This window comes from Pseudomonas fluorescens, assembly GCF_000730425.1.
Lineage (GTDB): Bacteria > Pseudomonadota > Gammaproteobacteria > Pseudomonadales > Pseudomonadaceae > Aquipseudomonas > Aquipseudomonas fluorescens_X.
In genome coordinates this window covers 3,193,540-3,215,803 of sequence record NZ_CP008896.1, presented here as the reverse complement: position 1 = coordinate 3,215,803, position 22,264 = coordinate 3,193,540, and the positions used below count along the sequence as shown (strand labels likewise).

Sequence of the window (22,264 nt, the reverse complement as noted above, 5' to 3'; positions counted from 1 at the left end):
AAATGTTGAGATCCCTGAAATTGACCGCCCTGGCCATTGGCCTGGCAGGTGCCTCACAGGTCATGGCAGGTCCCGACCTGACGGTGGTGTCGTTCGGCGGCGCGAACAAGGCAGCCCAGGTCAAGGCCTTCTATGCCCCGTGGGAAAGCGCGGGCCACGGCAAGATCATCGCCGGCGAATACAATGGCGAGATGGCCAAGGTCAAAGCCATGGTCGATACCAAGAGCGTGTCCTGGGACTTGGTGGAAGTCGAGTCGCCGGAACTGGCCCGTGGTTGTGACGAAGACATGTTCGAGCCGTTGGACCCTGCGCTGTTTGGCAAAACCGAAGACTACGTGAAAGGCGCGATCCAGCCCTGTGGCGTGGGGTTCTTCGTGTGGTCCACCGTGCTGGCCTATAACGCCGACAAGCTGAAAGCGCCACCAGGCGGCTGGGTGGATTTTTGGGACACTCAGAAATTCCCTGGCAAGCGTGGCCTGCGCAAAGGCGCCAAATACACCCTGGAATTCGCCCTGATGGCCGATGGTGTGGCGCCCAAGGATGTCTACAAAGTGCTGGCCAGCAAAGATGGCCAGGACCGCGCCTTCAAGAAACTGGATGAACTCAAACCGTCGATCCAGTGGTGGGAAGCCGGCGCGCAGCCGCCGCAGTACCTGGCCTCGGGTGATGTGGTGATGAGCTCGGCCTACAACGGCCGGATCGCCGCCGTGCAGAAAGAGAGCAACCTGAAAGTGGTGTGGAACGGCGGCATCTACGATTTCGATGCCTGGGCGATCCCCAAGGGCCTCGGCAAGGAGCGCGCCGAGGCGGCGAAGAAATTCATCGCCTTCTCCGTCGCACCGCAACAGCAGAAAACCTATTCGCAAAACATCGCCTACGGCCCGGCCAATACCCGGGCGGTACCGCTGTTGGCCAAGGACATCCTCAAGGATATGCCGACCACCCCGGAAAACATCGCCAACCAGGTGCAGATCGACGTCAGCTTCTGGGCTGACAACGGTGAGCAGTTGGAGCAACGCTTCAACTCCTGGGCCGCCAAGTAGTAAGCCGCGCCGCATAACCCTTGTAGGAGCTGGCTTGCCAGCGATCGCTTCACCTCGGTACCCCTGATACACCGAGGCGCTGTCATCGCCGGCAAGCCGGTTCCTACAGGGGTATCAACAGTAGATTTTCCGGAGTTTGCCATGGCCATCGCCGTTCCCTCGAACGAGGTCACCACCCCCAGCTTGAAGCAGCGCCTGGCGCGTGCCGAGCGACTTAATCGCTGGAAGGCCCAGGCCTTGATCGCGCCACTGGTGGTGTTTTTGCTGCTGGTGTTCCTGGTGCCCATCGTTGCGCTGCTCTACAAAAGCGTCGGTAACCCGGAAGTGGTCGCCGGCCTGCCGCGTACCGTGGTGGCGGTTACCGCCTGGGATGGTCGCGGCCTGCCCGGCGAACCGGTGTACCAGGCCATCAGCGAGGACCTGGGCGAAGCCCGTAAAAACCAGACCCTGGGTGATCTGTCCAAGCGCCTGAACATGGAGTTGGCAGGCTATCGCAGCCTGTTGACCAAAACCGCGCGGGCGCTGCCGTTCAGTGAAGTGCCGGCCTCTTATAAAGAGGCGCTGGAAAACCTCGACGAGCGCTGGGGCGACCCGGCGTACTGGCAGGCCATCCGCCGTAACACCAGCAGCCTGACGCCTTATTACCTGCTGGCGGCGGTCGATCATCGGATCGACGACCTTGGCGAAGTTGCCCCGGCCACGCCGGACCAGGCGATCTACCTCGATATCTTCGCCCGCACCTTCTGGATGGGCCTGGTGATTACCGTGTGCTGCCTGTTGCTGGCCTATCCGTTGGCGTACTTGCTGGCCAACCTGCCGGCGCGGCAAAGCAACCTGCTGATGATCCTGGTGCTGTTGCCCTTCTGGACGTCAGTGCTGGTGCGTGTCGCTGCGTGGATTGTGCTGTTGCAGTCCGGCGGTTTGATCAACGGTGCGCTGATGAGCATGGGCATCATCGACAAGCCCCTGGAGCTGGTATTCAACCGGCTTGGGGTCTACATCTCCATGGTACACATCCTGTTGCCGTTCATGATTCTGCCGATCTACAGCGTGATGAAGGGGATCTCGCCGACCTATATGCGCGCGGCCATTTCCCTGGGCTGTCACCCCTTTGCCAGTTTCTGGCGGGTGTACTTCCCACAGACCTACGCGGGCGTCGGTGCCGGTTGCCTGTTGGTGTTTATCCTGGCGATTGGTTACTACATCACCCCGGCGCTGCTGGGCAGCCCGAACGACCAGATGGTCAGTTACTTCGTGGCGTTCTACACCAACACCAGCATCAACTGGGGCATGGCCACCGCGCTGGGCGGCTTACTGCTGCTGGCGACCGTGGTGCTGTACCTGATCTACAACTGGCTGGTGGGCGCCAGCCGCCTGCGCCTGAGCTGAGGAGCGCCTGAAATGTCCAGCAGTCCTTATAGGTCACCGATTGAGCGGGTGTGGTTCTACAGCTTGCGGATTCTCTGCGGCCTGATCCTGTTGTTCCTGATCCTGCCGGTGCTGGTGATCATTCCGCTGTCGTTCAATGCCGGGAGTTTCCTGGTGTACCCGCTGCAGGGGTTTTCGCTGCACTGGTACCAGGACTTCTTCGCCTCGGCAGAATGGATGCGCGCCTTGAAGAACAGCATCATCGTCGCCCCGGCGGCCACGGTGCTGGCGATGGTGTTCGGCACGCTGGCAGCCATCGGCCTGACCCGTGGCCATTTTCCCGGCAAGGCGCTGGTGATGGCCCTGGTGATTTCGCCGATGGTGGTGCCCGTGGTGATTGTCGGCGTGGCGAGCTACCTGTTCTTCGCCCCGCTGGGGCTGGGCAACAGTTTCTTTTCGCTGATTGTGGTGCATGCGGTGCTGGGCGTGCCCTTTGTGATCATCACCGTGTCGGCGACCTTGCAGGGTTTCAACCATAACCTGGTACGGGCAGCGGCCAGCCTGGGGGCGTCGCCGCTGACCGCGTTTCGCCGGGTGACGCTGCCGCTGATTGCGCCGGGGGTTATTTCCGGGGCGCTGTTTGCCTTTGCCACCTCGTTCGATGAGGTGGTGGTGACGCTGTTCCTCGCCGGGCCCGAGCAGGCGACCTTGCCTCGGCAGATGTTCAGTGGCATCCGCGAAAACCTCAGCCCGACCATTGCCGCCGCGGCGACCTTGCTGATTGCCTTCTCGGTGGTGTTGCTGCTGACCCTGGAATGGCTGCGTGGGCGCAGCGAAAAACTGCGCACCGCCCAGGTCTGACGCCAAGCACAGATCAAAATGTGGGAGCGGGCTTGCTCGCGAATGCGGTGTGCCAGTCAGTACATGTATTGGCTGACCCAACGCATTCGCGAGCAAGCCCGCTCCCACATTGGATATGTGCTCTCTGGGGGACCATTCAGCCGCTGAATGGCAGACAACCCACATTCCCCAGCTATTCTTGTGCCAGCCCCCCACCTTATAAGAGGCCGCGCACATGAGTACCTCCTCATTCAAGATCGCCCATAAACTGCTCACCGGCCCAGGTGCCATCGAGCAATTGGCCGCCGAGCTGACCCGGCTGGATATCGATAACCCGCTGATCGTCACCGATGCCGCGCTGGTCAAGTCCGGCACGGTGCAGCTGGCATTGGCGCAATTGGGGGATCGCCCCTTTGAGATTTTCGACCGGGTGCTGCCCGACCCGGAAATCGCCATCGTCGAAGACTGCATGCAGGTCTACCGCGAAGGCGGGCATGACGGCCTGATCGGCGTGGGCGGTGGCAGTGCCATTGATATCGCCAAGAGCGTCGCGGCCTATGCCGGTTATCACGGTGCCCTGGCCGATTTGTTCGGCGTGGACCAGGTGCCGCGCAAGGGCCCGCCGCTGATCGCCATCCCCACCACGGCCGGCACCGGTTCGGAAGTGACCAATGTGGCGATTCTCTCGGACAAGGCTGCGCAATTGAAAAAAGGCATCGTCAGCGACTACCTGCTGCCGGATGTCGCGTTGATCAGCCCGCAAATGACCCTGACCTGCCCGCGCAGCGTCACGGCGGCCAGTGGTGTGGATGCCCTGGTGCATGCGATCGAGTCCTACCTTTCCCTGAACGCTTCGCCAATCACCGACGCCCTGGCCATCGGTGCGATCCAGTTGATCGCCAAGGCCTTGCCCAAGGCCTACGCCAACCCGGCCAACCTGCAGGCGCGTGACGATATGGCCACCGCCAGCCTGATGGCTGGCATGGCGTTCGGCAATGCCGGGGTGGGCGCGGTGCATGCGTTGGCCTACCCGTTGGGCGGGCGCTTCAATATTGCCCATGGGGTGAGCAACGCGTTATTGCTGCCCTATGTGATGCACTGGAACAAGCTGGCCTGTGTCGAGCGCATGCAGGCTATCGCCCAGGCCATGGGCGTGAAGGTCAGCGGCTTGAGTATCAACGACGCTGCCGACCAGGCGGTGGAGGCGATGACGCGGCTATGTGCCGCAGTGGAGATTCCTCAAGGCCTGCGCAGCTTCGGCGTGCCCGAGGATGCGATCCCGGCCATGGCGGCAGAGGCGGCCGGAATCGAGCGCTTGATGCGCAACAACCCGCGCAAGCTCAGCGCGGCGGATATCGAGAAAATCTACCGCGCCGCCTACTAGCCATTGCGTCAGGTCACGGTGCGCGCAGCAAAGCATGAGGTATACAATGCGCGCCATCGTGATTTAGCTCAGAAAAGGTGCGTCATGCAGCCCTTCGTTATTGCTCCATCGATCCTCTCCGCCGACTTCGCCCGCCTGGGTGAGGAAGTGGACAACGTGTTGGCCGCCGGTGCCGACTTCGTACACTTCGATGTCATGGACAACCACTATGTGCCGAACCTGACCATCGGCCCGATGGTGTGCGCGGCGCTGCGCAAGTACGGCGTGACCGCGCCCATCGATGTACACCTGATGGTCAGCCCGGTGGACCGTATCATCGGCGACTTCATCGAGGCCGGTGCGACCTACATCACCTTCCACCCGGAAGCCACGCTGCATATCGACCGTTCCCTGCAATTGATCCGCGAAGGCGGCTGCAAGGCCGGGCTGGTGTTCAACCCGGCGACCCCGCTGGACACCCTCAAGTACGTGATGGACAAGGTCGATATGGTCTTGCTGATGAGCGTCAACCCGGGTTTTGGCGGGCAGAAGTTCATCCCCGGCACCCTCGACAAGCTGCGTGAAGCCCGTGCGCTGATCGATGCCTCTGGCCGCGATATCCGTCTGGAGATCGACGGCGGGGTCAACGTCAGCAACATCCGTGACATCGCAGCGGCTGGCGCCGACACCTTCGTCGCCGGATCGGCAATCTTCAACACCCCTGACTACCAGGCAGTGATCGCCAAGATGCGTGCAGAACTGGCGCTGGCGCGTCCATGAGTGGTTTTGAGCAGCTGTTCCCCGGTAAATTGCCGCGGCTGGTGATGTTCGATCTGGACGGCACCCTGGTCGACTCGGTACCGGACCTGGCGGCTGCGGTGGACCACATGCTGCTCAAACTGGGGCGCAAACCGGTCGGTATCGAATCGGTGCGCGACTGGGTCGGCAACGGCGTGCAAATGCTGGTGCGCCGTGCCCTGGCCAATCACATCGACGCCCAGGGCGTGGATGAGGTGGAGGCCGAGCACGCACTGGAGCTGTTCAACGCCGCCTATGAAGACGGCCACGAACTGACCGTGGTTTACCCCGGCGTGCGCGATACGCTCAAGTGGCTGCACAAGCAGGGCGTGGAAATGGCCCTGATTACCAATAAGCCGGAACGCTTCGTCGCGCCGCTGCTGGACCAGATGAAGATCGGCCGGTATTTCCGCTGGATCATCGGTGGCGATACCCTGGCGCAGAAAAAACCTGACCCGGCGGCGCTGTTCTTCGTGATGAAAATGGCCAATATCCCGGCCTCCCAGTCGTTGTTTATCGGCGATTCGCGCAGCGATGTGCTGGCGGCGAAAGCGGCAGGTGTGCAGTGCGTGGCCCTGAGCTACGGCTACAACCATGGCCGGCCGATTGCCGAAGAGTCGCCGGCGCTGGTCATTGATGATCTGCGACGGCTAATCCCGGGTTGCTTGGCAGCGAGCGCTGAGATAACGTTGCCCGACGCTGTTCCATCCCCTTCTGGAAATCCCATCGTGGTGGTCACTCGCAAACTCTGGATGAAAGTCATCAAGGCCCTGGCCCGCTGGCGTTGGCGCGCCTGACTGATCCTGGCCGCGCTGCGGCACGTTTGCCTACCTGACTGTTAGACCCTCACACCACGAGGCACCTCATGATCCGCGAAGAATTCCTGCGTTTGGCCGCTGCCGGCTACAACCGTATCCCCATGGCCCGGGAAACCCTGGCCGACTTCGATACGCCGCTGTCGATCTACCTGAAACTGGCCGACGAGCCCAACTCCTATCTGCTGGAATCGGTCCAGGGCGGCGAAAAGTGGGGGCGTTACTCGATCATCGGCCTGCCGTGCCGCACGGTGCTGCGGGTGCATGACCATCACGTCAGCATTACCTGTGATGGCATCGAGATCGAAAGCCACGATGTAGAAGATCCGCTGGCGTTCGTCGAGGCGTTCAAGGCCCGTTACAACGTGCCGACGATCCCGGGCCTGCCGCGGTTCAATGGCGGTCTGGTGGGGTATTTCGGCTACGACTGCGTGCGTTACGTGGAACAGCGCCTGGGCAAATGCCCGAACCCCGACCCGTTGGGCGTGCCGGATATCCTGCTGATGGTTTCCGACGCGGTGGTGGTATTCGACAACCTGGCCGGCAAGATGCACGCGATTGTCCTCGCCGATCCGGCTCAGGCCGACGCGTTCGAGCAAGGCCAGGCCAGCCTCGAAGCCTTGCTGGAAAAACTGCGCCAACCGATCACCCCGCGTCGTGGCCTGGACCTCAGCCGTCCGCCGGCGGCCGACCCGGTGTTTCGCTCCAGCTTTACCCAGGATGACTACGAGCGCGCGGTCGATACCATCAAGGAATACATCCTCGCCGGCGACTGCATGCAAGTGGTGCCGTCGCAGCGTATGTCCATCGACTTCAAGGCGGCACCCATCGACCTGTATCGGGCGCTGCGCTGCTTCAACCCGACGCCGTACATGTACTTCTTCAACTTTGGTGACTTCCACGTGGTGGGCAGTTCGCCGGAGGTGTTGGTGCGTGTCGAAGACAACCTGATCACCGTGCGCCCGATTGCCGGCACCCGCCCCCGTGGCGCGACCGAAGAGGCCGACCTGGCCCTGGAAGAGGACCTGCTGTCCGACGACAAGGAAATCGCCGAGCACTTGATGCTGATTGACCTGGGGCGTAACGACACCGGGCGCGTTTCGGAAATCGGCTCGGTGAAACTCACCGAGAAGATGGTGATCGAGCGTTACTCCAACGTGATGCACATTGTGTCCAACGTCACCGGCGAGCTGAAGGCCGGGCTGACGGCGATGGATGCGTTGCGGGCGATTCTGCCGGCGGGCACTTTGTCTGGCGCACCGAAGATCCGCGCGATGGAAATCATCGATGAACTGGAGCCGGTCAAGCGTGGAGTCTACGGCGGCGCCGTGGGGTATTTCGCCTGGAACGGCAACATGGACACCGCCATTGCGATCCGCACGGCAGTGATCAAGGACGGCGAACTGCATGTGCAGGCGGGCGGCGGGATCGTGGCCGACTCGGTGCCGGCCCTTGAGTGGGAAGAAACCTTGAACAAGCGCCGGGCGATGTTCCGTGCGGTGGCGTTGGCCGAGCAGAGCCCGCAGGACTGACGGCCAATCCAGATCCAACTGTGGGGCGAGCTTATGTGGGAGCGGGCTTGCTCGCGAATGCGGTGGGTCAGTGATGGACATGTTGACTGATACACCGCATTCGCGAGCAAGCCCGCTCCCACATTGGTTTTTTGTTGGGCTTGCGACCGCGTTAGAAGTCCAGGCTTACTCCGACACTGACTCCCTGCTGGGTCAGGCTGTCATCCTTCCTCACGTTATACGCCGCGCGTAGCGCCAGCTCCTGAGTCAACTTGTGGCTGACCCCGAGGCTCAAGCGTTCCGAGTTGCTGCGGGGCGTGTAGCCGTCCAGCTTGAAATCGATCCCCTGCACGCTGTTGAGCGAAATGTTCACCTTCTGGGTGTCATTCTCGAACTCGTGCTCGTGAGCCACTTCGCCAAACACTTGGGTTTGCGGGGTGACGCGGTAGCTGCCCTGCAGGCCAACCCCCAGTCGCCTGGAGTCGCGTTGCTGATCATCAAAGGTCAGTGCGGTGGAGCGGTTGCCTTTTTCCCCGTAGCCGTCGACTTCGACTCGCGCATAGTCGGCGCTGATGAACGGTGACAGGTGCCAATCGCTGCCGACCCCGGCGATGTCATAACCCACGCGGCCGCTCAAGGCCCAGAGCCAGCCGTCGGTATCGCCTTTTTCGGAGCCCTCGCTGGCACCCAGGGCGAACTTGCGCTTGAGGCTGTCGAAATCCAGCCTGCCGCCGGTCAATGCGGCATCGGCCCACCAGTGATTGTGCTGATACTGCGCGAATGCGCTGCCCATGTAGCTGTTGAGTTTGTAGTCCGAGTCGCTGGCGCCGGCTTCCAGTGTCTGGCGATACAGGCCCGCCGCGACGCCTACGCGCCAACTCTCGTCGAGCCGAAAGCTGGTGCCGACATTCAGGTTGTAGCCACTGCCGTCGCCACTGGCCGAACTGCGTTGGTCATCAAAGTCCAGGCGCTGGCCACCGCCGGCCACAATTGCGCGCCATTGGCCAACGGCTTGCCAGTTGCCATTGTCCGCTTGCCATTGGTTGCGCAGCTCATCCTGGTGGGCACGCAGGGTGCCTTGGGCCATTTCCGGCAGCAAGGTCAGCTCCCAGGGGGCGGCCAGCAGGGAATAGGCATAGTCGGCGATCAAGCGCTGCCCGGCGACGGTGGGGTGGACCGAGTCGTTGTAGATCAGTTTGGTCGGGTCCGGGTTGGTGCCGCCAATGCCATAGGTCGGGTTGGCGGTGCAGCTGTTGCCGCTGAAACAGGTGCCGGTCAGGTTCTGCCCGGTTGCCAGGCCAAACCGGCCCGGGTCGGCGAAGGACTCCTGCAGCAGCAGCGGAATGTTCAACGGGATGATCTGGGCATCGATCTGCGACAGGCGTTGTACCAAGGCCTGGTTGAAAATATTACTCAGGGCGGAGGTCGCTGCCTGCTGCGGCGTGCCGTTGATGGCAGGTGCCAGGCCCAGGTCGGGCAGCATCCACACCATGATGTAGCGCGCACCGGCCTGTTGCAGGACCTGGGCGCTGTCGGCCAGGCGCCCGCCTGCGGCAATGGCGTCGCTCGGGCTACCGACGCGCTGTTGCAGGAAGTCATTGCCGCCACCGGACAGAAAATACAGGGCATTGGGATCGGCGCGCCCGCCGTTTGCCGGCAGATAGCCCTGGCGACTGCGCAACACCGTGCCCGCGCCCGCATTGCCGGGTGGGATCGCGGTGTTGGATACCGAGGTGATGGAATCCAGGATGTTGTCGGTCCGGTAGCCACCGACCGCCCAGTTGTTGCCGTCAGGCAAGCCTTGCGCGGCACGAACCGGGGAGGTGGAGGCATTCAGGTCGTTTGGCGCTACGCCCAGTTTCGAGCCCAGCAGGGTTGATGACACCAGGCCATAGTCGCCTTGGAATGTCGGACCGGTACGGTTGGTGAAGCGCAGGCTGGCGCCAGACAACCCATCGGGGAACTGGCCTGCGTCCGCCAGGCTATCGCCGAAAACGACCATGGTTGAATAAGGTGAAGGTGCTGCAAACGCCTGCGCGCAGGCCAGTGCCAAGAGGCAGCCGGCAAGGGGCGCAACAAAATATGGTCTGAGCATACGAAATTCCATGTGATTGTTTTTGTATCGGAAGTGAAACACTAGCAATGTAGTGGGAGTTGCCTGCGAGGAAAAACGTTTTTTCCTACAAACCCTTGGTCATCGCCCCCGTATTTGCTGCTCCATATTGCACGGCCGGCGAGGCTACGTTACTGTGCGGGAACGTATGAATGAGACCCTCCCCGTGTTGATCATCAGCAAACTCTTGATGCGAGTAGTCAAGGCACACGCCCGTTGGCGTTGGCGCGCCTGAATTTTCTCTGCCGGCCAGGCCGGACCTGTACCGATTTGCCTTCTTCACCCTCTGTTCGACACCCCTTGCCGGCTGACCCTGGCAACCGGAAAGTGCGTCTGGCAGCGGGTCACTCTCTTGGAAGGCGGTCATTCGAAATCAGTGAATTCAAGAGGTTTGAACCCACATGTTGCTGATGATTGATAACTACGACTCCTTTACCTACAACGTTGTGCAATACCTGGGCGAGCTGGGTGCCGAGGTCAAGGTGGTGCGCAACGATGAAATGACCGTGGCGCAGATTGCTGCCCTGAACCCGGAGCGCATCGTGGTTTCCCCGGGCCCTTGCACGCCGACCGAGGCGGGCATCTCTTTGGAGGCCATCCAGTTCTTCGCCGGCAAGCTGCCGATTCTGGGGGTTTGCCTGGGTCACCAGTCCATCGGCCAGGCCTTTGGCGGTGACGTGGTGCGCGCCCGCCAGGTGATGCACGGCAAGACCAGCCCGGTGTTCCACAATGACCAGGGTGTTTTCCAGGGCCTGAACCTGCCGGTGACGGTGACCCGCTACCACTCACTGGTGGTCAAGCGCGAGACCTTGCCTGAGTGCCTGGAGCTGACGGCCTGGACCCAGTTGGAAGACGGCTCGGTCGACGAGATCATGGGCCTGCGGCACAAGACACTGAATGTCGAAGGGGTGCAGTTTCACCCTGAATCGATTCTGACCGAGCAGGGCTACGAGCTGTTCGCCAACTTTCTCAAGCAGAGCGGCGGCACGCGCTAAGGACTTTCCATGGATATCAAGACTGCCCTGAGCCGTATCGTCGGCCATCTGGACCTGAGCACCGCTGAAATGAGCGATGTCATGCGCGAAATCATGACCGGGCAATGCACCGATGCGCAGATTGGCGCCTTTATGATGGCCATGCGCATGAAGAGCGAGAGCATCGACGAAATCGTCGGCGCCGTCTCGGTGATGCGTGAGTTGGCAGACAAGGTCGAACTCAAGACCCTCGACGGTGTGGTCGATGTGGTCGGCACCGGCGGCGACGGTGCGAATATCTTCAACGTCTCGACGGCGTCTTCCTTTGTGGTGGCGGCGGCCGGCTGCACCGTGGCCAAGCACGGTAACCGCGCGGTATCGGGCAAGAGCGGCAGTGCCGACCTGCTGGAAGCGGCAGGTATCTACCTGAACCTGACGCCGGTGCAGGTGGCGCGCTGCATCGATAACGTCGGCATCGGCTTTATGTTTGCCCAGTCCCACCACGGGGCGATGAAGCACGCCGCAGGCCCACGCAAGGACCTGGGCCTGCGTACCCTGTTCAACATGCTTGGCCCGCTTACGAATCCGGCCGGTGTGAAACATCAGGTGGTGGGCGTGTTCAGCCAGGCGCTGTGCCGGCCATTGGCTGAAGTCCTGCAACGCCTGGGCAGCAAGCATGTGCTGGTGGTGCATTCCAAGGATGGCCTGGACGAATTCAGCCTGGCGGCACCGACCTTTGTGGCGGAGCTGAAAAACGACCAGGTCACCGAGTATTGGGTCGAGCCAGAAGATCTGGGCATGAAGAGCCAGAGCCTGCATGGCCTGGCGGTGGAAAGCCCGGCGGCGTCCCTGGAGTTGATTCGCGATGCCTTGGGACGCCGCAAGACCGAAAACGGTCAGAAAGCGGCAGAGATGATTGTTCTGAATGCTGGCGCAGCACTTTACGCTGCCGATCACGCCTATAGTCTTAAGGAAGGCGTCGCCTTGGCTCACGATGCGCTGCATACGGGTCTGGCTCGCGAAAAGCTCGAAGAGCTGGGAGCATTTACGGCCGTATTCAAGATGGAGAATGAAGGATGAGCGTGCCAACAGTCCTGGAAAACATCCTCGCGCGCAAGGTTGAGGAGGTGGCCGAGCGCCGCGCCCGCGTAAGCCTGGCCGAACTCGAAGGGCTGGCAAAAAGCGCTGACGCCCCGCGCGGTTTTGCCAATGCCCTGATTGCCCAGGCCAAACTCAAGCAGCCAGCGGTGATTGCGGAAATCAAAAAGGCCTCGCCGAGCAAAGGCGTGATCCGCGAGCACTTTGTACCGGCAGAGATTGCTGCCAGCTACGAGAAGGGCGGTGCGACTTGCCTTTCGGTGTTGACCGACATCGACTACTTCCAAGGTGCGGATGCGTACCTGCAGCAGGCCCGCGCCGCGTGCAAATTGCCGGTGATCCGCAAGGATTTCATGATCGACCCGTACCAGATCGTCGAGGCCCGAGCGTTGGGGGCTGATTGTGTGCTGCTGATCGTTTCGGCATTGGACGATGTGCAGATGGCCGAGCTGGCGGCAGTTGCCAAAAGCGTGGGCCTGGATGTGCTGGTCGAAGTCCACGACGGTGACGAACTGGAGCGTGCGCTGAAAACCCTCGACACGCGGTTGGTCGGGGTCAATAACCGCAACCTGCACACCTTTGAGGTCAACCTTGAAACCACTCTGGACCTGCTGCCGCGTATTCCGCGCGACCGCCTGGTGATCACCGAGAGCGGGATCGTCAATCGTGCGGATGTGGAATTGATGGAAATCAGCGGTGTCTACTCGTTCCTGGTCGGCGAGACCTTTATGCGTGCGGAGAATCCTGGGGCTGAGTTGCAGCGCCTGTTTTTTCCGGAGCGTGGCCTACCGGTCAGCGGCTCGACGCTGGATTGATTTGAAGCGCGGTAACGTGGGAGCTGGCTTGCCTGCGATAGCATCACCTCGGTGCAATAGATACACCGAGGCGGCTGCATCGCAGGCAAGCCAGCTCCCACATTTGCTTTTGTGTTTATTCAGAGAGGTAGGTGTCCGATGATCCAGCCCGCACCGATGAGCATTGAAGCAGGCCTTGCCGCCGAGCAGGACTTGCTGGCCGCTGTCTGCGCGGGTGAACAATCCTTCGGCCTGCTGTTCTGGCAGCCCACCGACCAGGCACTGGTAATGCCTCGCCGCCTGAGCCGGTTGCCTGCGTTTGAAACGGCCAGCCAGGTATCGGCAGCCCATGGCTGGCCGGTGCTGCTCCGGGAAACCGGCGGTGAGCCAGTGCCACAGTCGGCGGCAACGGTAAATATTGCCCTGGTCTATGCACCGCCGCGTAGCGAGGGTGACCAGGGCCGGATCGAAACTGGATACCTGCGTCTGTGCCAACCCATCTGCGATTTGCTGACTGAGTTGGGCGGCAATGCCTCTGTCGGCGAAATCGACGGAGCCTTTTGTGATGGCCGTTATAACGTCAATCTCGACGGGCGCAAGATGGTGGGTACTGCCCAGCGCTGGCGTCAGAGTGGTGGACGCCCGGTGGGCCTGGTGCATGGCGCACTGCTGTTGGATAACCATCGTGAGGAACTGATTGCGGCGGTCAATCGTTTCAATCAGGCGTGCGATCTGGAGCAGCGGGTTCGTGCCGACAGCCATATCGCCCTGCATGAAGCTTTCGCTGCGCCGGATGCAATCAGCCGCCTCGACGGCTTATACCGGCAGATGCTGGCGCAGGTCTTTACGCACTAGCGGGTGCCGAACACCACCATTGTCTTGCCTTTGACGTGAACCAGGTTGCGCTCTTCCAGATCCTTGAGCACTCGACCGACCATCTCCCTCGAACAACCGACGATCCGCCCGATTTCCTGGCGAGTGACCTTGATTTGCATGCCGTCGGGATGGGTCATGGCATCCGGCTGCTTGCACAGTTCCAGCAGGCAGCGGGCGACACGCCCGGTGACGTCGAAGAACGCCAGGTCGCCGACCTTGCGCGTGGTATTGCGCAGGCGCTGGGCAATCTGGCCGCTCAGGGCGTAGAGGATTTCCGGATCTTGTTGGGCCAGCTCACGAAATTTTGTATAGCTGATTTCTGCGACCTCACACTCGACCTTGGCCCTCACCCAGGCGCTGCGCTCCTGTTCTTTGCCGGCTTGCTCAAACAGCCCCAGTTCCCCGAAAAAATCACCGGTATTGAGGTAGGCGATGATCATTTCGCGGCCGTCTTCATCCTCGATCAGGATCGTGACCGAACCTTTGATAATGAAGAACAGGGTCTCCGAGCGTTCCCCGGCGCAGATAATGTTCTGCTTGGCTGGATAGCGCCGGCGTTGGCAATGGGTCAGTAACTTATCGAGGTTCTTGATCTTGGGTGTGGGGGTAATAGCAACCATGGTTGTATCCCGAAAAGACTGCACGGTGTGGTTGGACTTGTATTTTTATCGAGCGAGGTCCATCCAGTGGATGGCAATGCGCCATTGATTTGGCGTCAGCTTAACAGACACATTCTGGCTCGATCAGGGAATTTACCTATCAAGGCCTACTGTTGATGGGATTCCGGCAGAGCACTGCGCTCGCGGGGGCCTGTGATAAGCTGGCGCTCCTTTTTTAGCAGTGGAGTCTGGGCGATGAAGGCACGCATCCAATGGGCGGGCGAAGCCATGTTCCTAGGTGAATCAGGCAGTGGCCATGTGGTGGTCATGGACGGCCCGCCGGAAGCCGGTGGTCGCAACCTGGGTGTGCGGCCCATGGAAATGCTCTTGCTCGGCGTGGGTGGCTGCAGCAACTTCGATGTGGTCAGCATCCTGAAGAAGTCGCGCCAGGCGGTGGAAAGCTGCGAAGCCTTTCTGGAGGCCGAGCGCGCTACTGAAGACCCGAAGGTATTCACCAAGATCCATATGCATTTTGTGGTCAAGGGGCGCGGGCTGAAAGAAGCGCAGGTCAAGCGGGCCATCGAACTGTCGGCACAGAAGTACTGCTCGGCCTCGATCATGCTTGGCGCAGCGGGTGTGGCTATTACTCATGATTACGAGATCATTGAGTTGGCTTGATCGCTGGATCAGCCGGTAATCAAGAAAGGGCGCTTTGAAAGCGCCCTTTTTTGCAACTCAGATTCGGTAGGTGCTTTTAGTCATGACCTTGGCCATCAGGCTCATGCCAAACCTCACTGGGGCCGGGAAGCGGAAACCACCGGCATCCAGTGCGCTTTCTGCGTGGTGTTCTTCGTCGATGCGCATTTGCTCAAGAATTGCCCGGGACTTTTCGTCCTCGACCGGCAATTGTTCCAGATGCTCATCCAGGTGTTTACACACCTGATGTTCGGTCGCTGCGACAAAACCAAGGCTGACCTTGTCGCTGATCAGGCCGGCAGCGGCGCCGATGCCAAACGACAACCCATAAAACAGTGGGTTCAGCACGCTGGGGTGGCTGCCCAATTGGCGGATACGTTGTTCACACCAGGCCAAGTGGTCGATTTCTTCCTCGGCCGCGTGCTCCATGGCTGCGCGTACTTGCGGCAGCTTGGCGGTCAGGGCCTGGCCCTGGTACAGCGCCTGGGCACAGACTTCACCGGTATGGTTGATACGCATCAGGCCGGCGACATGACGGGTATCGCTCTCGCTCATTTGCGCTTCGGGTTGCACGATGGCCGGTGATGGGCGATACGGTTGGCCGCTGAAGGGCAGCAGCGTACGCATGGCTGTGTCGGCTTGCAGCAACAGTCGGTCAATGGGCGAGTAGTGACGTTGGGTAGTCATGCTGACCTCCGGGAAAAATCTCGGCGGCCAGTTTACCGCAAGAGAGGGGCGTGCGTTTGCGCTGGATCATGCTTCTTGTAGGTGCGGCTTGCCAGCGATGAGCCTCTTGAGGTCGCCATCGCCGACAAGCCGGCTCCTACCATCGGGCCTCAGCCCGGTGGCCAGTTCATCTGGCGTTGACCCAGTACGTGCATATGAATGTGATAGACGGTCTGGCCGCCATCCTCATTGCAGTTCATTACCACGCGAAAACCTTTTTCACAGCCTTGTTCCACGGCCAGGCGCTGGGCGGTGAACAAGATGTGTCCTGCCAGGCCTTTGTCTTCTTCCGTCAGGTCGTTGAGAGTACGTATCGGCTTTTTCGGAATCACCAGGAAATGTACAGGGGCCATTGGCGCAATATCGTGGAAGGCCAGGACCTGATCATCCTCGTAGATTATCTTCGCGGGTATTTCTCTGTTGATGATCTTGGTGAACAGAGTATCCACAGCTGTTTCTCCATTATGAAAGTGCAGGGTGAGTGTACTCGGCGGGTCAGCGCGGGCAATAGGCTTTGTTGATGACTCCGGCTATCTTGCGGGTCAGCCAGCGTGGGCTCAAGCGTGGGCTGAACGTCAGCCAGCGGTTGCGGCGACCGGGAACAATGATGGCCTTGTTCTTTGCCAGGGCTCTGACGGTGTGCAGCGCTACTTCTTCGGGGCTCATCAGTTGCTGGCGGTCCAGCTTGGCGGTGTCCATCTGCGCGGTGCCGAAGAACGCGGTGCGTGTGGGGCCGGGGCAGAGCACCGACACCTTGATGCCGCAGCTCTTCAGCTCTTCGCGCAGGCCTTCGGAGAAGTGCAGTACATACGCCTTGCTGGCGTAATAGGTGCTCATCCAGGGCCCCGGCTGGAAGGCCGCGACTGAGGCGACGTTGAGAATCTGCCCGCCGCCGTGCAGGGCCATGGAGTTACCCAGCGCATGGCACAGACGGGTCAGGGCCAGGATGTTGACTTCGATCAGATCTTGCTCGGTCATCCAGTCCTGAGCCAGGAATGGGCCGCTGGTGCCAATACCTGCGCAGTTGACCAGCAAGTCGATCTGCCGCTCGCCTTCTTCCAGCTCCAGCAGGAACCCGGACAGGCGCAAGGGCTCGCCCAGGTCGCAGGCACGGAACAGCACCTCGACGCCAAAGCGTTGGGTCAGTTCTATGGCAATACTTTCCAACTGATCACGCTGGCGGGCCACCAGAATCAAGCTGCGGCCGCGACGGGCCAGTGCTTCGGCCAAAGCCAGGCCGATGCCGCTGGAGGCACCGGTGATCAGAGCGTAACGGGTCATGCGTTTCTCCATCACAACGCCGCCGCGCTTGTGACAGAGGCGTCACAGGTGCGGGGCGTTTCTTCATTCTTCCGGAGAGTCTACAGGTTCGGCCGCATCGTCAGCACTTTGCACATCTTCTTCATCGACGATGACGTTCTGGTCAGCGCCTTCATCGGTGGTCATGGAACTGCTTTCGTAGCTGCCGTCCACGCTGTTTTCGAGCTGGTCCAGGTAACCGCCCATGGCCAGCAGCATCACAGCGGCGAAGATCAATGGGATCAACGCCAGCCACAGGGTGGCCAGGACCTTCACTGCGGTCGAGTTGCGTGGCGGTGGCGCACCATATTGGTTGGCCCCCGCATTGCCTGGCAACACGATGAGCAGGATTGGGAAAATGCTGCCCACAATCGGTACGAGATTCAGGAACCATAACCAGCCGGACCAGCCCAGGTCGTGCAGGCGCTGCACGGTGATCTGGACACTGATCCATACAGATGCCACGAACAGGGCGAGACCGAGCAGTGAGCCAATGATGATTGCGGCGGTGGGAGATACTGCGGCAATACCCAGGCCTACGGTAAACAGGGCACCGACGATGGCGAACATGGCCAGGCTCAGCACCAGGGTCCAGGCGAGGAAGCGCAGGCGTCCGATACGCCCGTTGACGGTAAAGACGTTGAGGGTGGAAAACTCTGGAAGGTTATCCCCCACGGCTGCGCGCGGCGGTGCGTATGGCGAAGCAGCCGGGCTTGAGAAGTCGGAGTGCGTGGAATCGGTCTCGTGAGTTTCAGCCAGGCTGAAGGCCACAGGCTGTTCGGTTTCGATGCGTGCATCAACCCCGGCGTTTTTCAGGGCTGCCAGATAGGTTTCGGCATCGGGGCGAGACAGGTCGCGTTTGAGGGCAACCGGGCGTCCAGTGAAGAGTTTTTCGATCGCCTCGACGTCGCTTTTGAACAATTCGGCCAGGTTCAGCTTGGCGGTGGTGCTTTCGACACCCGGGAGCAGGGCTCCATCAAACACAATCTTGAAACGGTTGTCGCTCATGCGGGCATCCTTGTCACTTTCCAGGGGGGGAAATGCAGGCCTGCTTCAATCGGCAGGCCCTGCGGGCGGGTCAGCGCGGCCAGCGCAGTTGTGCCGCTTGCTCACGTGCCTTGCGGTATTCGGCATCGAGACGGGCAACCAGTTCATCGACGCTGGGTAAATCGTCAATCTCTCCGACGCCCTGGCCGGCGGACCATACAGTTTTCCAGGCTTTTGCCTCGTCGCTGAGGGGCTTGAGCTTGGAGCCAAAGTTGACTTCACCTTTGCCTTGCAGGGCCGCGAGGTCGAAGCCGGCGTTTTCCAGGCTCTGGCGCATAAAACTCGCCGGCACGCCGGACACCGCTGGAGTGTGCACGATATCGGCTGCGCGGGATGTGAGCAGCATCTCTTTATAGGCATCTGGGGCGTGGCTTTCGGTGGTGCCGATAAAGCGTGTGCCGAAATAGGCGAGATCGGCACCGAGCAATTGCGCGGCGAGGATCTCGTGCCCATGGTTAAGGCAACCAGCCAGCAGCAGGGTCTTGTCGAAGAACTGGCGAATTTCCGCGATCAGCGAGAACGGGCTCCAGGTGCCTGCGTGGCCACCGGCTCCCGCCGCTACGGCAATCAGTCCGTCGACCCCGGCCTGCGCCGCTTTTTCGGCATGGCGCCGGGTGGTGACGTCGTGGAACACCAGGCCGCCGTAGCTGTGTACGGCGTCTACCAACTCCTTGACCGCCCCCAGGCTGGTGATGACGATCGGCACCTTGTGCTCGACGCATATCGCCAGGTCAGCCTCAAGGCGTGGGTTGCTGTTGTGTACGATCAGGTTGACTGCGTAGGGTGCGGGGTTGTCCAGCAGCGCCAGGCCCGCCTCGATTTCTTCCAGCCAGGCCTTGAACCCGCTGCTTTCGCGCTGGTTGAGCGCCGGGAAACTCCCGACCACGCCATTACGGCAGCACGCCAGGACCAGTTGTGGATTGGAAATCAGGAACATCGGTGCCGCCACCACGGGCAGGCGCAGACGTTGTTCAAGCAAAGCGGGCAGCGACATTGGAAGTACCCCGGGTTAAGTGCGGCTGATTAGAGTTAGAACGGCTTTACGACGACCAAAATTACAATAGCCAGCAATATCAGAACTGGCACTTCATTGAACCAGCGATAAAAGACATGGCTGCGGGTGTTTTCGCCACGGGCAAAACGTTTTACCTGGGCGCCGCACATATGGTGGTAGCCGATCAGGATCACCACGAGGGTCAGTTTGGCGTGCATCCAGCCACCCTGGCTGAAGACACTCGGGTTCAGGCTGATCAGCCAGATACCGAACACCAGCGTCGCAATCATTGCCGGCAGCATGATGCCCTTGTACAGCTTGCGCTCCATGAGGCTGAAGCGTTCCTGGCTGACGGCATCCTGGCTTTGTGCGTGGTAGACGAACAGGCGCGGTAGGTAAAACAGCCCGGCAAACCAGCAGACGATGCTGACGATATGAAAGGCTTTGAGCCATAGATAAAGCATTTTTAGTTATTCCCAGGTTCACGGTAACTGGAGATAGTAGAGGCTAGAGGGCGCACACGTCACCTTGACGGTTGTCGCAGAACGATACGGCCCCTATTATCGACGGCTTTCCAGTGGGTTCGTTGAGGGCAGGTTTATGGTCAAGGTCGGTATCGTCGGCGGCACGGGTTACACCGGTGTCGAATTGCTGCGTCTGTTGGCTCAGCATCCGCAAGCTGAGGTGGTGGTCATCACCTCCCGATCCGAGGCCGGCCTGGCCGTTGCCGATATGTACCCCAACCTGCGCGGTCATTACGACGGTCTGGCGTTCAGCGTTCCGGATATCAAGACCCTGGGCGCCTGTGACGTGGTTTTCTTCGCCACGCCCCACGGTGTTGCCCATGCCTTGGCGGGCGAGTTGCTGGCCGCGGGGACTAAGGTTATCGACCTCTCGGCGGATTTCCGCCTGCAGGATGCCGATGAGTGGGCCAAGTGGTACGGCCAGCCCCATGGTGCTCCAGAGTTGCTTGAAGAGGCGGTATATGGCTTGCCAGAGGTCAATCGCGAGCAGATCAAGCAGGCGCGCCTGATTGCCGTGCCGGGTTGCTACCCGACGGCGACTCAGTTGGGTTTCCTACCGCTGCTGGAAGCCGGCCTGGCTGATGCTTCGCGTTTGATTGCCGACTGCAAGTCGGGCGTCAGCGGCGCTGGTCGTGGTGCGGCCGTAGGCTCTCTGTACTCCGAGACCTCGGAAAGCATGAAGGCGTATGCCGTTAAGGGGCATCGCCACCTGCCGGAAATTCGCCAGGGCCTGCGTCGTGCGGCCGGCAGTGACGTCGGCCTGACGTTCGTGCCGCACCTGACCCCGATGATCCGTGGCATTCACTCGACACTGTATGCAACCGTCAAGGATCGCTCGGTGGACCTGCAGGCCTTGTTTGAAAAACGTTATGCCAATGAGCCGTTCGTCGATGTGATGCCGGCCGGCAGCCATCCGGAAACCCGTAGTGTGCGCGGTGCCAACGTGTGCCGGATTGCCGTGCATCGCCCGCAGGATGGTGACCTGGTAGTGGTGCTGTCGGTTATCGATAACCTGGTCAAGGGCGCGTCGGGCCAGGCTGTGCAGAACCTGAACATCTTGTTCGGGCTGGATGAAAAGCTCGGCTTGTCCCACGCCGGTATGTTGCCTTAGGGCGTTGGTGCCTGTGCAAAAGGCCCGTTGATCGGGCCTTTTGTGTTTTTAAGGGCTGCCGGGCAGATTGATATACCGTAACAATAGTTGACCGCTTTTCTAGGAGAAGCGGATAATGGCCGCCATCACGCATATGGCGGCGTTACGCCGGGAGATTATCAGCATGAGCGTTGAATCCTTCACCCCCACGGCTTTGCAATTCACCCACGGTGCTGCGCACAAGGTGAAGAGCCTGGTCGATGAAGAGGGTAATGATCGCTTGAAGCTGCGCGTATTCGTTACGGGCGGCGGTTGTTCAGGGTTTCAGTACGGCTTCACCTTCGATGAAGATGTGGCAGACGACGACACCATTGTCGAGCGCGAGGGCGTGAGCCTGGTCGTGGATCCGATGAGCTTCCAGTACTTGGCAGGTGCCGAGGTGGATTACCAGGAAGGTTTGGAAGGCTCGCGCTTTGTGATCAAGAACCCGAATGCCACCACTACTTGTGGTTGCGGTTCGTCTTTCTCGATCTGATCAGTGGCGGATAATGCAAAACGCCGCTTGGCTCTTACGGGCTCAAGCGGCGTTTTGCTATCTGCGTTTCAGGCGGGATAGATCGCGCCAAGTACACGAAGGCCGCGGGCGCCAGTGACACTTGGACGGTTGGCGGCGATGCCTTCAAGGCAGCAATGGGCCAGCCAGGCGAAGGCCATGGCTTCCACCCAGTCGGGGTCTACGCCATGGGTGGCGGTGCTGCTGACGCGGGTGGCCGGCAGCAAGGCTGCGATACGGTTCATCAGCCTCGTGTTATGGGCGCCGCCGCCACACACCAGCAGGGTTTCGGTTTGCGGCTGTGCGGTTTGCAGCGACTCGACGATGGTCTGTGCCGTCAGCTCCAGCAGCGTGGCCTGGATATCCTGCGCATCGAATGACGGCAGTCGGCCGAGGTGACGTTCCAGCCAAGGCAGGTTGAAGACTTCGCGGCCAGTGCTTTTCGGGCCTCTGGTCATGAAGAAGGGGTCGCTGAGCAGCGCAGTGAGCAATTGTGGCGCGACCTTGCCTGTGCCAGCCCATTGGCCATCGCGGTCAAAGGTTTCGCCCCGTTGCTGGTGAATCCAGGCATCCAGTAGGACATTGCCTGGGCCGCAGTCAAAACCAGCTACCGGTTTGCCTGTCTCGATCAGGCTCAGATTGCTGAAGCCACCGATATTCAACACGGCCCGGTTGCCGCTGGCCTCGCCGAACAGCGCTTCGTGAAAGGCGGGCACCAGTGGCGCTCCCTGGCCACCGGCGGCCACATCGCGGCTGCGAAAGTCACTGACGACGGTTATTCCGGTCAGTTCGGTCAGTAAGGCGGGGTTGCCAATCTGTACGGTAAAACCACGGGTGGGCTCGTGGCGAATGGTTTGCCCATGGCTGCCAATCGCACGTATGTCGTGGTGAGTGAGTTGCTGTTGCTCAAGCAGCGCGTGAATGCCCTGGGCGGCGAGTGTTACCCAGTTTTGCTGGGCAATCGCCGAGCGGGCAATCTCGTCCGGGCCGCTGGCGCAAAGGCCCAGCAGCTCGACCCGCAGGGACTCAGGCATGGGGATGTAATGGGTGGCGATCAGCCTGGCCGCCGTGTTCTGCTCGATCAGCGCAATGTCCAGGCCATCAAGGCTGGTCCCGGACATGACACCTATATAGAGCGCCATC

Annotated in this window: 23 protein-coding genes; 14 read left to right on the top strand and 9 right to left on the bottom strand. The window is 60.7% G+C overall.

What is annotated here, in order from left to right; all coding sequences use genetic code 11:
- Positions 1–2 precede the first annotated feature (2 nt).
- The 7 genes from HZ99_RS14340 to trpE all read left to right on the top strand — a co-directional run bounded on the left by HZ99_RS14340 (position 3) and on the right by trpE (position 7,759).
- Positions 3–1,043 (top strand): ABC transporter substrate-binding protein, encoded by a 1,041-nt coding sequence (locus HZ99_RS14340; protein WP_038443794.1) that lies wholly within the window; start codon positions 3–5, stop codon positions 1,041–1,043.
- Positions 1,044–1,184: 141 nt separating this feature from the next.
- Positions 1,185–2,432, top strand: coding sequence for an ABC transporter permease (locus HZ99_RS14335; protein WP_029296786.1), 1,248 nt, complete (start codon positions 1,185–1,187; stop codon positions 2,430–2,432).
- A gap of 12 nt (positions 2,433–2,444) precedes the next feature.
- Positions 2,445–3,272, top strand: a complete 828-nt coding sequence (locus tag HZ99_RS14330) for an ABC transporter permease (RefSeq protein WP_038443793.1) — start codon at positions 2,445–2,447, stop codon at positions 3,270–3,272.
- 214 nt (positions 3,273–3,486) lie between these two features.
- A complete protein-coding gene (locus HZ99_RS14325; RefSeq protein WP_038443791.1) occupies positions 3,487–4,635 on the top strand; it encodes an iron-containing alcohol dehydrogenase in 1,149 nt (382 codons plus the stop codon).
- An 84-nt stretch (positions 4,636–4,719) separates the two neighbouring features.
- On the top strand, positions 4,720–5,394 hold the full coding sequence (gene rpe, locus HZ99_RS14320) for a ribulose-phosphate 3-epimerase (RefSeq protein ID WP_038443789.1): 675 nt from the start codon (positions 4,720–4,722) through the stop codon (positions 5,392–5,394).
- On the top strand, positions 5,391–6,209 hold the full coding sequence (locus tag HZ99_RS14315; RefSeq protein WP_038443787.1) for a phosphoglycolate phosphatase: 819 nt from the start codon (positions 5,391–5,393) through the stop codon (positions 6,207–6,209). The genes rpe and HZ99_RS14315 overlap by 4 nt, the downstream gene beginning before the upstream one ends.
- Before the next feature lie 68 nt (positions 6,210–6,277).
- Complete coding sequence (gene trpE / locus HZ99_RS14310) at positions 6,278–7,759, top strand: anthranilate synthase component I (protein WP_038443785.1); 1,482 nt, start codon at positions 6,278–6,280, stop codon at positions 7,757–7,759.
- Between the two features lie 151 nt (positions 7,760–7,910).
- Here trpE and estP read toward each other — a convergent pair whose 3' ends face one another.
- Positions 7,911–9,833: an esterase EstP gene (gene estP / locus HZ99_RS14305; RefSeq protein WP_038443776.1), complete on the bottom strand. Its 1,923-nt coding sequence runs from the start codon at positions 9,831–9,833 to the stop codon at positions 7,911–7,913.
- Positions 9,834–10,252: 419 nt separating this feature from the next.
- On the opposite strand from estP, the gene HZ99_RS14295 reads away from it, so the two are divergent.
- From HZ99_RS14295 to HZ99_RS14280, 4 genes are all read left to right on the top strand, one after another.
- Complete coding sequence (locus HZ99_RS14295; RefSeq protein ID WP_038443772.1) at positions 10,253–10,846, top strand: aminodeoxychorismate/anthranilate synthase component II; 594 nt, start codon at positions 10,253–10,255, stop codon at positions 10,844–10,846.
- A 9-nt stretch (positions 10,847–10,855) separates the two neighbouring features.
- Complete coding sequence (gene trpD / locus HZ99_RS14290; protein WP_029296763.1) at positions 10,856–11,905, top strand: anthranilate phosphoribosyltransferase; 1,050 nt, start codon at positions 10,856–10,858, stop codon at positions 11,903–11,905.
- Positions 11,902–12,738 carry an indole-3-glycerol phosphate synthase TrpC gene (gene trpC / locus HZ99_RS14285; protein ID WP_038443770.1) on the top strand — a complete coding sequence of 279 codons (837 nt, stop codon included), beginning with the start codon at positions 11,902–11,904 and terminating at the stop codon, positions 12,736–12,738. Before trpD ends, trpC begins: the two co-directional genes overlap by 4 nt.
- Before the next feature lie 138 nt (positions 12,739–12,876).
- Positions 12,877–13,572 (top strand): lipoate--protein ligase family protein, encoded by a 696-nt coding sequence (locus tag HZ99_RS14280; protein WP_038443768.1) that lies wholly within the window; start codon positions 12,877–12,879, stop codon positions 13,570–13,572.
- On the opposite strand, the gene crp is transcribed toward HZ99_RS14280, so the two are convergent.
- Positions 13,569–14,213: a cAMP-activated global transcriptional regulator CRP gene (gene crp, locus HZ99_RS14275; RefSeq protein ID WP_038443767.1), complete on the bottom strand. Its 645-nt coding sequence runs from the start codon at positions 14,211–14,213 to the stop codon at positions 13,569–13,571. The genes HZ99_RS14280 and crp overlap by 4 nt on opposite strands.
- Positions 14,214–14,447: 234 nt before the next feature.
- On the opposite strand from crp, the gene HZ99_RS14270 reads away from it, so the two are divergent.
- Complete coding sequence (locus HZ99_RS14270; protein ID WP_038443765.1) at positions 14,448–14,870, top strand: OsmC family protein; 423 nt, start codon at positions 14,448–14,450, stop codon at positions 14,868–14,870.
- 57 nt (positions 14,871–14,927) lie between these two features.
- Here HZ99_RS14270 and coq7 read toward each other — a convergent pair whose 3' ends face one another.
- The 6 genes from coq7 to hemJ form a co-directional block, all read right to left on the bottom strand.
- Positions 14,928–15,575 (bottom strand): 2-polyprenyl-3-methyl-6-methoxy-1,4-benzoquinone monooxygenase, encoded by a 648-nt coding sequence (gene coq7, locus HZ99_RS14265; protein ID WP_038443763.1) that lies wholly within the window; start codon positions 15,573–15,575, stop codon positions 14,928–14,930.
- 149 nt (positions 15,576–15,724) lie between these two features.
- Entirely contained in the window at positions 15,725–16,063 is a 339-nt protein-coding gene (locus tag HZ99_RS14260) for a histidine triad nucleotide-binding protein (protein WP_038443761.1), read from the bottom strand.
- A gap of 46 nt (positions 16,064–16,109) precedes the next feature.
- Positions 16,110–16,895: an SDR family NAD(P)-dependent oxidoreductase gene (locus HZ99_RS14255; protein ID WP_038443760.1), complete on the bottom strand. Its 786-nt coding sequence runs from the start codon at positions 16,893–16,895 to the stop codon at positions 16,110–16,112.
- 63 nt (positions 16,896–16,958) lie between these two features.
- On the bottom strand, positions 16,959–17,921 hold the full coding sequence (locus HZ99_RS14250) for a DUF805 domain-containing protein (protein WP_038443759.1): 963 nt from the start codon (positions 17,919–17,921) through the stop codon (positions 16,959–16,961).
- Between the two features lie 70 nt (positions 17,922–17,991).
- Complete coding sequence (locus HZ99_RS14245; RefSeq protein ID WP_038443757.1) at positions 17,992–18,954, bottom strand: NAD(P)H-dependent flavin oxidoreductase; 963 nt, start codon at positions 18,952–18,954, stop codon at positions 17,992–17,994.
- Between the two features lie 35 nt (positions 18,955–18,989).
- Positions 18,990–19,418, bottom strand: coding sequence for a protoporphyrinogen oxidase HemJ (gene hemJ, locus HZ99_RS14240; RefSeq protein ID WP_029296744.1), 429 nt, complete (start codon positions 19,416–19,418; stop codon positions 18,990–18,992).
- A 136-nt stretch (positions 19,419–19,554) separates the two neighbouring features.
- Between hemJ and argC the strand changes: the two genes are divergently transcribed.
- Positions 19,555–20,589, top strand: coding sequence for an N-acetyl-gamma-glutamyl-phosphate reductase (gene argC / locus HZ99_RS14235; RefSeq protein WP_038443754.1), 1,035 nt, complete (start codon positions 19,555–19,557; stop codon positions 20,587–20,589).
- A 163-nt stretch (positions 20,590–20,752) separates the two neighbouring features.
- Positions 20,753–21,103, top strand: a complete 351-nt coding sequence (gene erpA / locus HZ99_RS14230) for an iron-sulfur cluster insertion protein ErpA (protein ID WP_003176443.1) — start codon at positions 20,753–20,755, stop codon at positions 21,101–21,103.
- 68 nt (positions 21,104–21,171) lie between these two features.
- Here erpA and HZ99_RS14225 read toward each other — a convergent pair whose 3' ends face one another.
- The gene (locus HZ99_RS14225; protein ID WP_038443753.1) at positions 21,172–22,263 is read right to left on the bottom strand and encodes an anhydro-N-acetylmuramic acid kinase; all 1,092 of its coding nucleotides are present in this window, start codon (positions 22,261–22,263) and stop codon (positions 21,172–21,174) included.
- Between the last annotated feature and the right edge of the window lies 1 nt (position 22,264).

Coding starts and splice junctions, on each gene's coding strand:
- HZ99_RS14340 (WP_038443794.1), top strand. CDS start 3: ATGTTGAGATCCCTGAAATTGACCGCCCTGGCCATTGGCCTGGCAGGT.
- HZ99_RS14335 (WP_029296786.1), top strand. CDS start 1,185: ATGGCCATCGCCGTTCCCTCGAACGAGGTCACCACCCCCAGCTTGAAG.
- HZ99_RS14330 (WP_038443793.1), top strand. CDS start 2,445: ATGTCCAGCAGTCCTTATAGGTCACCGATTGAGCGGGTGTGGTTCTAC.
- HZ99_RS14325 (WP_038443791.1), top strand. CDS start 3,487: ATGAGTACCTCCTCATTCAAGATCGCCCATAAACTGCTCACCGGCCCA.
- rpe (WP_038443789.1), top strand. CDS start 4,720: ATGCAGCCCTTCGTTATTGCTCCATCGATCCTCTCCGCCGACTTCGCC.
- HZ99_RS14315 (WP_038443787.1), top strand. CDS start 5,391: ATGAGTGGTTTTGAGCAGCTGTTCCCCGGTAAATTGCCGCGGCTGGTG.
- trpE (WP_038443785.1), top strand. CDS start 6,278: ATGATCCGCGAAGAATTCCTGCGTTTGGCCGCTGCCGGCTACAACCGT.
- estP (WP_038443776.1), bottom strand. CDS start 9,833: ATGCTCAGACCATATTTTGTTGCGCCCCTTGCCGGCTGCCTCTTGGCA.
- HZ99_RS14295 (WP_038443772.1), top strand. CDS start 10,253: ATGTTGCTGATGATTGATAACTACGACTCCTTTACCTACAACGTTGTG.
- trpD (WP_029296763.1), top strand. CDS start 10,856: ATGGATATCAAGACTGCCCTGAGCCGTATCGTCGGCCATCTGGACCTG.
- trpC (WP_038443770.1), top strand. CDS start 11,902: ATGAGCGTGCCAACAGTCCTGGAAAACATCCTCGCGCGCAAGGTTGAG.
- HZ99_RS14280 (WP_038443768.1), top strand. CDS start 12,877: ATGATCCAGCCCGCACCGATGAGCATTGAAGCAGGCCTTGCCGCCGAG.
- crp (WP_038443767.1), bottom strand. CDS start 14,213: ATGGTTGCTATTACCCCCACACCCAAGATCAAGAACCTCGATAAGTTA.
- HZ99_RS14270 (WP_038443765.1), top strand. CDS start 14,448: ATGAAGGCACGCATCCAATGGGCGGGCGAAGCCATGTTCCTAGGTGAA.
- coq7 (WP_038443763.1), bottom strand. CDS start 15,575: ATGACTACCCAACGTCACTACTCGCCCATTGACCGACTGTTGCTGCAA.
- HZ99_RS14255 (WP_038443760.1), bottom strand. CDS start 16,895: ATGACCCGTTACGCTCTGATCACCGGTGCCTCCAGCGGCATCGGCCTG.
- HZ99_RS14250 (WP_038443759.1), bottom strand. CDS start 17,921: ATGAGCGACAACCGTTTCAAGATTGTGTTTGATGGAGCCCTGCTCCCG.
- HZ99_RS14245 (WP_038443757.1), bottom strand. CDS start 18,954: ATGTCGCTGCCCGCTTTGCTTGAACAACGTCTGCGCCTGCCCGTGGTG.
- hemJ (WP_029296744.1), bottom strand. CDS start 19,418: ATGCTTTATCTATGGCTCAAAGCCTTTCATATCGTCAGCATCGTCTGC.
- argC (WP_038443754.1), top strand. CDS start 19,555: ATGGTCAAGGTCGGTATCGTCGGCGGCACGGGTTACACCGGTGTCGAA.
- erpA (WP_003176443.1), top strand. CDS start 20,753: ATGAGCGTTGAATCCTTCACCCCCACGGCTTTGCAATTCACCCACGGT.
- HZ99_RS14225 (WP_038443753.1), bottom strand. CDS start 22,263: ATGGCGCTCTATATAGGTGTCATGTCCGGGACCAGCCTTGATGGCCTG.